Below are 6194 nucleotides of genomic sequence, written 5' to 3'. Positions count from 1 at the left end.
TCCACCTATTTATTAAATTTAACTATTTTTAGATAAAATTAAAAATTCCAAACCAATTTCATCAAAAAATTTCAAATCAACAAAGTTTTTGAAAGAGTCCCATTTGAACAAAATTTCCAAAAAAAAATAAGGATGAAAATCCCTATTTTTTAACTACATGTTGCAGTCGATTAGAAAGTTCAAATTTGGGATGCCGAAGCTGTTTTTGCATTTTGTTGAAAATACAAGCAAATCGTCAATGCACATCCTGAATGACAAAGAGAAATCATCACATTTAATGCCAATCTTAACATCTGAACTTTCTAAAATGCTTTTTGAAATGTTTAAGACTTTTGAAGCGTTTGGAATAAATACTGATGTTGGAAGGTTGGAATTGTTAATTCTTAAAAATATGCCTTCACTTATTCCATAATCTGCAGCATAGCCATTTTCTCCATCTACCTTACCTACAAAGGTATCGTTTATTTCATCATAACTTGAAATCATTCTTTTTTCCATTTTATCAAGCCTCAAAAATAATTTATCCTTATTTAAATATATATAAAGTCGTAGAGCATTTGAAAACTGCCTATCAGTTTTTTTCAGATAAATTTAACAGCATCAAGGCAATGAAATTGACCTAACCTTGAAAAATTGTTGTCGAAAAATATTAAAACTATTTTAAATATAGTTAAATTAGGTGTCAAAATGGTTGAAGAGACAAAAGAGCAACTCGAACTTGAAGCTGAAATTAAAGAGCAAGCTCAAAAATTCCTGAAATACCTCAATTCAACCCTTCCGGAAAGCATGGAACTGGAATATGAAGGGTTCTACAGAAGAGGTTTCTTTGTAAGCAAAAAAAGGTATGCAGTAATCGAAGATGGAGAGATTATTGCGAAAGGTCTGGAGCTAGTTAGAAGAGACTGGGCACCTATCGTAAAAAACACCCAAGAAGCCATTCTGATGGCCATCTTAAATGAAGGAGACTCCGACAAAGCCATTAAAGAAGTTAAAAAGGTTTTCAAAAGACTCAAAAATGGAGATGTTGAAAGAAAAGAGCTCATCATACACACCCAAATCACCAAGCCTCTTGACCAGTACAAGCAGGTAGGACCTCACGTAGTGGCCGCAAGAAGAATAGAGGAGCACGGCATCAAGGTTAGCCGTGGAACCATCGTCCAGTACATCATCGTCAAGGGAAAAGGATCCATCAGCCAAAGGGCGGTTCCCTATGAGTATAGCGAAGGATACGAATATGACAAGGACTATTACATAAACAACCAGATGATTCCTGCAATGGAGAGAATTATGTATGCCTTCGGATATTCAAAAAAGGAACTTGAAGATCTTGCAAAAGGTGAAGTTCAGCAAAGCCTCGATGCATATTTCTAAAAATATAAATATTTTTAAAATAAAAATAAAATCATATGATTCAAAATGATGATGACCGTGTAGTATTTTTCGATATTGATGGAACCCTATTGGACACATCTGATTTTGCAGAAACTGCACGAAAAGCAGCAATAGGATTAATGGTAGACAATGGACTGCCACTTGACAAGGATGAAGCATACGGAGTTTTAAAAACCATCATACGTGAGAAAGGATCAAATTATGGTAAACACTTCAATGTCCTGACCCAGGTCGTATTGGGCCATGAGGACCCTATGCTTGTAGCTTTAGGAATGATTACCTACCACAACGTTAAAATGGCACTTTTAAGACCGTTTCCAGAAACAATCAACACATTGATTTATCTTAAAAGTCAAGGATATCGTTTAGCGGTAATCTCAAACGGAATTACCATCAAACAATGGGAAAAACTAGTAAGGCTCAACATCCATTCATTTTTCGATGCAGTTATCACATCCGAAGAGGTCGGAAAGGAAAAACCTCACAAATTGATTTTTGATGTTGCACTCAGAAAAATGAAAGGAAACCCTGAAAGGTCCATTATGATTGGTAACAAGTTCAAGGCAGATGCACTTGGAGCGGTCAATGCCGGAATGCGCGCAATACTTTTAAACGCCGATGTTACCGAAGAGGACAGGGACTACATAAAAAAAGAAAAGTTAGATATAACTCTTATTGATGATATTGGTGATGTGGACACAATCCTCTAATCACCAATTAAAATTCTAATTCTAAAGTTACAGGACAGTGGTCTGAACCATAGATGTCAGACAATATTTCAGCTGATTTTACATTATCCTTCATTTCCTCGTTGACATAGAAATAGTCCAGTCTCCAACCGGCATTTCTGTCACGGGCCTTGGTTCTGTAACTCCACCAAGTAAAGTTGTTTTCACCCTCATCAAACATTCTAAATGTGTCAACAAAACCGGCTTCCTCCAATTGATCCAACCATGCACGCTCTTCAGGAAGATATCCTGATTTTCCTTCACAGTTTTTAGGATTGTACACATCAATAGGATGGTGTGCAATATTGTAGTCTCCAGTGATTACAACATTTTTGCCCTGATTTTTAAGTTCAACGAGCTGTTCTAAAAGAGCATCACAGAATGCCACCTTGAAATCAAGCCTTTTGGCATTCATTCCACTGTTTGGGAAATAGATATTATATAAAATGAAGTCAGGATACTCGATTCTTAAAACCCTTCCTTCGCTGTCAAGTTCCTCAACCCCCAGGCCCTTTATGACCTCAACGGGCTCGATTTTTGAGTATGTTCCAACACCGCTGTATCCTTTCTTTTCAGCTTCATTGAATGACTGGTGAAATCCGTCAACGTCAGCCAATTTCTTTGGAATCTTATCCTGTGTTGCACGCACTTCCTGAAAGTTTATGATGTCCGCATCGGTATTGTCAAACCAGTCCCAGAATTCATCCTTTTTAGAGACTGCCCTGATACCGTTAACATTCCAAGAAACCAGCTTGATGGACATTATAATCTAACTCCCCTGTCAAGAGGCACTTCACGAAGCCACTTGATGTCACTTTTATAAAGCATACGGATGTCTTCAACATCATATCTTATCATTGCAAGCCTTTCGATACCCATACCGAATGCAAGTGCAGGCTGGTTAATGCCTAACGGTTTTAATACTTCAGGCCTGAACATTCCTGCCCCACCAAGCTCAATCCAGCTTCCTTTCTCTTCAAGATAGATTTCAGACTCGGTTGAAAGATATGTGTATGGGAAGTATGCAGGTCTGAACCTTACTTCAAATCCGAGTTTTTTGTAGAATTCCTTCAAGGTACCTAAAAGGTTTTGATAGCTTATTCCTTCACCGCAGACAAGACCTTCAACCTGATGGAACTCAGGCAAGTGTTTGTAATCGAAAGTTTCTCTTCTGAACACTCTTCCAACTGAAAACATTTTGATTGGAGGTTCATGTTCAAAGAGGTGTTTTGTTGAAATTCCGGTTGTGTGGGTTCTCAAAACACTTTGGCGAGCAACATCATAATCCCAGTCATATTGCCAACCTATTGAACCTGTATCGGCACCGGTTTCGTGGGTTTCAGCAGTGAGCTTTACCAAATCATCATCAGGCAGGTCACATGTGAGAGGATTTTTGAGATAGAATGTGTCCTGCATTTCACGGGCAGCGTGGTCCTGTGGCTGGAAAAGGGAATCAAAGTTCCAGAATGCAGACTCGACATATTCTCCGTTGTCCTCTACAAAACCCATGTTCAAGAAGATTTCCCTTATCTCATCGATGATTTCCCTTAATGGGTGTTTTTTACCTGCAAATACCAATGGTGCTTCTGCATTGATATCATATGGACGATATTCGAGGCTTTTCCATTCACCATTCTTTAAATGTTCATGAGTCAATTGAGTAGCCTGTTCTTTTATGGTGAATCCGACTTTCAGGATTTCTTCACCTTTCGGCAAGATTTTAAATGAGTGTGAGGTTTCTTTTTTAACATTTAAGATATTTTTCCTACCGGTTAATTTTTTAAATCCTTCCCTTAAATCATCAGTGAATAATTTAACTCCATCAGCATTGAGCTTAAGGTAATCAAGTACTTTTTCATCAACACCGGCCTTGTCTACAAAGTCCAGTCCGATGTCAGTGATGTTAATTACGCCCTTATCGATTTGAGCCCAATTTTTCTGACGTAACCATCCAAGAGCGATACCGGTTTCCCTTTTGTCAATTCCAGCTTCATTGGCCAAATCCTTCATTGCGATTTCTCTTTTTTTAGCCAAAGCATTGAGGATTTTCCTTTCAGGAAGTCCGTGTTCTGCATATTCAAGACCGTCTTCAGTCAGGGAATAGGTTTCCTGGACCTGCTTATCGACTTCAATAATGTCCTTTGAAGCAAGTGATCCTGCAGCACTCATTACTGATTTGATGTCCATACCTGAATTTTGTGCAATCTCATCAGGAGTGGCTTTTGGATTAGCTTCCAGTTCCTTTAAAAGTTTCTTTTCGTATATGTGTAATTCTCTAATGGTTTTTTTAATATCCTCACTCATTTAAACACCATAATTCATAAATTAATAATATAATAATATATGTTTAAATTGATTTATAAATATAGTGATAGTTTTAAAAAAAAAGTTAAAAAGAAATAAAATAAAAAAATAGATGAAAAATTAGTTGATTTTTAAGATTTCATCCAAATCCAATCTAGGAGATTCATAGGTATTGATATGTTCTTCGGATTCGTATCCAAGTGCGATACCCATGATGATGTCTTCATCTTCTGGTATTGGAAGATTATCCCTTAGGATATATGGATATTTGACAAGTTCATATGCAGGGATTGAATCCACTCCCAAATCGGTTGCTGCAAGCATCAGACTCATTCCAAATCCGCCTAAGTCATAGATTGACCATTTGGTATGGTCTTTTGGAAGAGTCAAATACACAACAGCCGGAGAATTAATTGAACTACCTCAACTTATGGAAGTTGAGGATTCTTACTTCACGGGCTGTATACTCGAATGAGTATAGGATTATCGTGCTATCCCCCTAGTCCCTAAGGTTCAACAATCCATTTTTAAATCATTTTTTTATTTCAACTTGGTTATCGTTGAAAATTTAATGAATTAAGTTGATTGTTATCTATTATTTTAATTATTAGTAATATTTAAATCAAATGAGAGAGCATTTGAAAAGTAATATTTCTTGCCATCTCCTTGTGCAATTCATCCTCGACTTAAGAAGTCGAGGTATTCTTGCATACTTTAGATAACTGTGCAGTGTTTCCCCTTTTTCTGGGACTTGCATTTAAAACTACAACATTCATAATGTAATATTAATTGTTCATCACTATTAACTTTTTAGAATCAAATCGTCGACTGTTTTATTTAATTTTTCGGCAATTATTTTAACGCATTCCTCTGCCTCATCATCCAATCTGAATGGGTCTTTTGCAGATACTTCATAGCCGTCCAAAATCTCATTTACTGCAACAGTACCAGCCACATCAATCCCCTTGTTTTCCAAAATCTTGTTGACACATCCGTTCGGACAACCGTTGACGGCAACTATAGGATATTTTTTAAGCATCTCATTGTTTTTGCCTTCAACATCTGCCGATGTTGAACCCATACATATTGATATTGCATTCCCATTTGCCTTTCTGCAGTCTCCGACAGCCACACGTGATACCAGTCCGTTGGCACTCATCCCATTGCAGGGCGCCAGCGCAATCTTTTCAGCCATAATAACCATCCCTTCTCAATTTAAGTTCAATTCCTTTTTTATCTCCACATTCAAGCAATAATCCTTTCATATAATCTGACTTATCATTCAATCCCATTTTACGTGTTGATTCATCAGCCTTTTCAAGAATAACCTTTAAATCACCAATATCCAGGAGGTTGACTGCCAGACAGAAAAACACATCCCTTCTGCCATTGTCATAATCTCTCAAAAGAGTGTCCAGGATTTCCTTTTTGGCCAATTGCTCCTCATGGTATTTTTCAATGCCCATTGTTTTGGCCTTAATCATGTCTGTCTTTTGGTTTCTGTGAGACATCAGTGAGTCATGCTCGTCAACACCGTCATATTTTGGGCAGGGATACTCTTCACACTCAAAGCAGTATGTCAAATCACCATGTTCCACACTGCACGGTGCAAATTCACAAACTACCGCACATGGACTTCCTGCACGGCAGCCCGGACAGTTTTTCCGTATGATTAAAGGACATAAACTGCAATTCAAACCGCAAAGGGAAAATAAGTCATCCACTCTTTGAAAAGTATTTGTCATAGTATCTATTTTATCCCCCATGATA

At 37.5% G+C, this 6194-nt stretch carries 8 protein-coding genes; 2 read left to right on the top strand and 6 right to left on the bottom strand.

The features are described from left to right. Positions 1-153: 153 nt before the first annotated feature. On the bottom strand, positions 154-498 hold the full coding sequence (locus tag QZV03_RS09355) for a hypothetical protein (protein ID WP_296876146.1): 345 nt from the start codon (positions 496-498) through the stop codon (positions 154-156). A gap of 189 nt (positions 499-687) precedes the next feature. On the opposite strand from QZV03_RS09355, the gene QZV03_RS09350 reads away from it, so the two are divergent. Together QZV03_RS09350 and QZV03_RS09345 are read left to right on the top strand one after the other, a co-directional pair. After that, positions 688-1371 (top strand): DNA polymerase domain-containing protein, encoded by a 684-nt coding sequence (locus QZV03_RS09350; RefSeq protein WP_296876144.1) that lies wholly within the window; start codon positions 688-690, stop codon positions 1369-1371. A 35-nt stretch (positions 1372-1406) separates the two neighbouring features. After that, entirely contained in the window at positions 1407-2102 is a 696-nt protein-coding gene (locus tag QZV03_RS09345; RefSeq protein ID WP_296876142.1) for a TIGR02253 family HAD-type hydrolase, read from the top strand. Positions 2103-2109: 7 nt separating this feature from the next. On the opposite strand, the gene QZV03_RS09340 is transcribed toward QZV03_RS09345, so the two are convergent. The 5 genes from QZV03_RS09340 to QZV03_RS09320 form a co-directional block, all read right to left on the bottom strand. Beyond that, a complete protein-coding gene (locus tag QZV03_RS09340) occupies positions 2110-2883 on the bottom strand; it encodes an exodeoxyribonuclease III (protein WP_296876140.1) in 774 nt (257 codons plus the stop codon). Further along, positions 2883-4424, bottom strand: a complete 1542-nt coding sequence (locus QZV03_RS09335) for a phenylalanine--tRNA ligase subunit alpha (protein WP_296876138.1) — start codon at positions 4422-4424, stop codon at positions 2883-2885. Before QZV03_RS09335 ends, QZV03_RS09340 begins: the two co-directional genes overlap by 1 nt. 120 nt (positions 4425-4544) lie before the next feature. Beyond that, the gene (locus QZV03_RS09330; protein WP_296876136.1) at positions 4545-4814 is read right to left on the bottom strand and encodes a nitroreductase family protein; all 270 of its coding nucleotides are present in this window, start codon (positions 4812-4814) and stop codon (positions 4545-4547) included. A gap of 412 nt (positions 4815-5226) precedes the next feature. Further along, entirely contained in the window at positions 5227-5619 is a 393-nt protein-coding gene (locus QZV03_RS09325; RefSeq protein WP_296876134.1) for a putative zinc-binding protein, read from the bottom strand. After that, a complete protein-coding gene (locus QZV03_RS09320) occupies positions 5612-6169 on the bottom strand; it encodes a DUF3795 domain-containing protein (RefSeq protein WP_296876132.1) in 558 nt (185 codons plus the stop codon). The genes QZV03_RS09325 and QZV03_RS09320 overlap by 8 nt, the downstream gene beginning before the upstream one ends. Positions 6170-6194: the final 25 nt, after the last annotated feature.

The organism is uncultured Methanobrevibacter sp. (assembly GCF_902788255.1).
In the GTDB taxonomy this organism is placed as follows: domain Archaea; phylum Methanobacteriota; class Methanobacteria; order Methanobacteriales; family Methanobacteriaceae; genus Methanocatella.
Note: the sequence above shows the minus strand (reverse complement) of the source record. Positions and strands in the feature narration are given on the sequence as shown.

Bases quoted from the DNA above. Each gene is read 5' to 3' on its own strand.
- QZV03_RS09335 (WP_296876138.1), bottom strand. From the start codon at position 4,424: ATGAGTGAGGATATTAAAAAAACCATTAGAGAATTACACATATACGAA.
- QZV03_RS09345 (WP_296876142.1), top strand. From the start codon at position 1,407: ATGATTCAAAATGATGATGACCGTGTAGTATTTTTCGATATTGATGGA.
- QZV03_RS09350 (WP_296876144.1), top strand. From the start codon at position 688: ATGGTTGAAGAGACAAAAGAGCAACTCGAACTTGAAGCTGAAATTAAA.
- QZV03_RS09340 (WP_296876140.1), bottom strand. From the start codon at position 2,883: ATGTCCATCAAGCTGGTTTCTTGGAATGTTAACGGTATCAGGGCAGTC.
- QZV03_RS09355 (WP_296876146.1), bottom strand. From the start codon at position 498: ATGGAAAAAAGAATGATTTCAAGTTATGATGAAATAAACGATACCTTT.
- QZV03_RS09320 (WP_296876132.1), bottom strand. From the start codon at position 6,169: ATGACAAATACTTTTCAAAGAGTGGATGACTTATTTTCCCTTTGCGGT.
- QZV03_RS09325 (WP_296876134.1), bottom strand. From the start codon at position 5,619: ATGGCTGAAAAGATTGCGCTGGCGCCCTGCAATGGGATGAGTGCCAAC.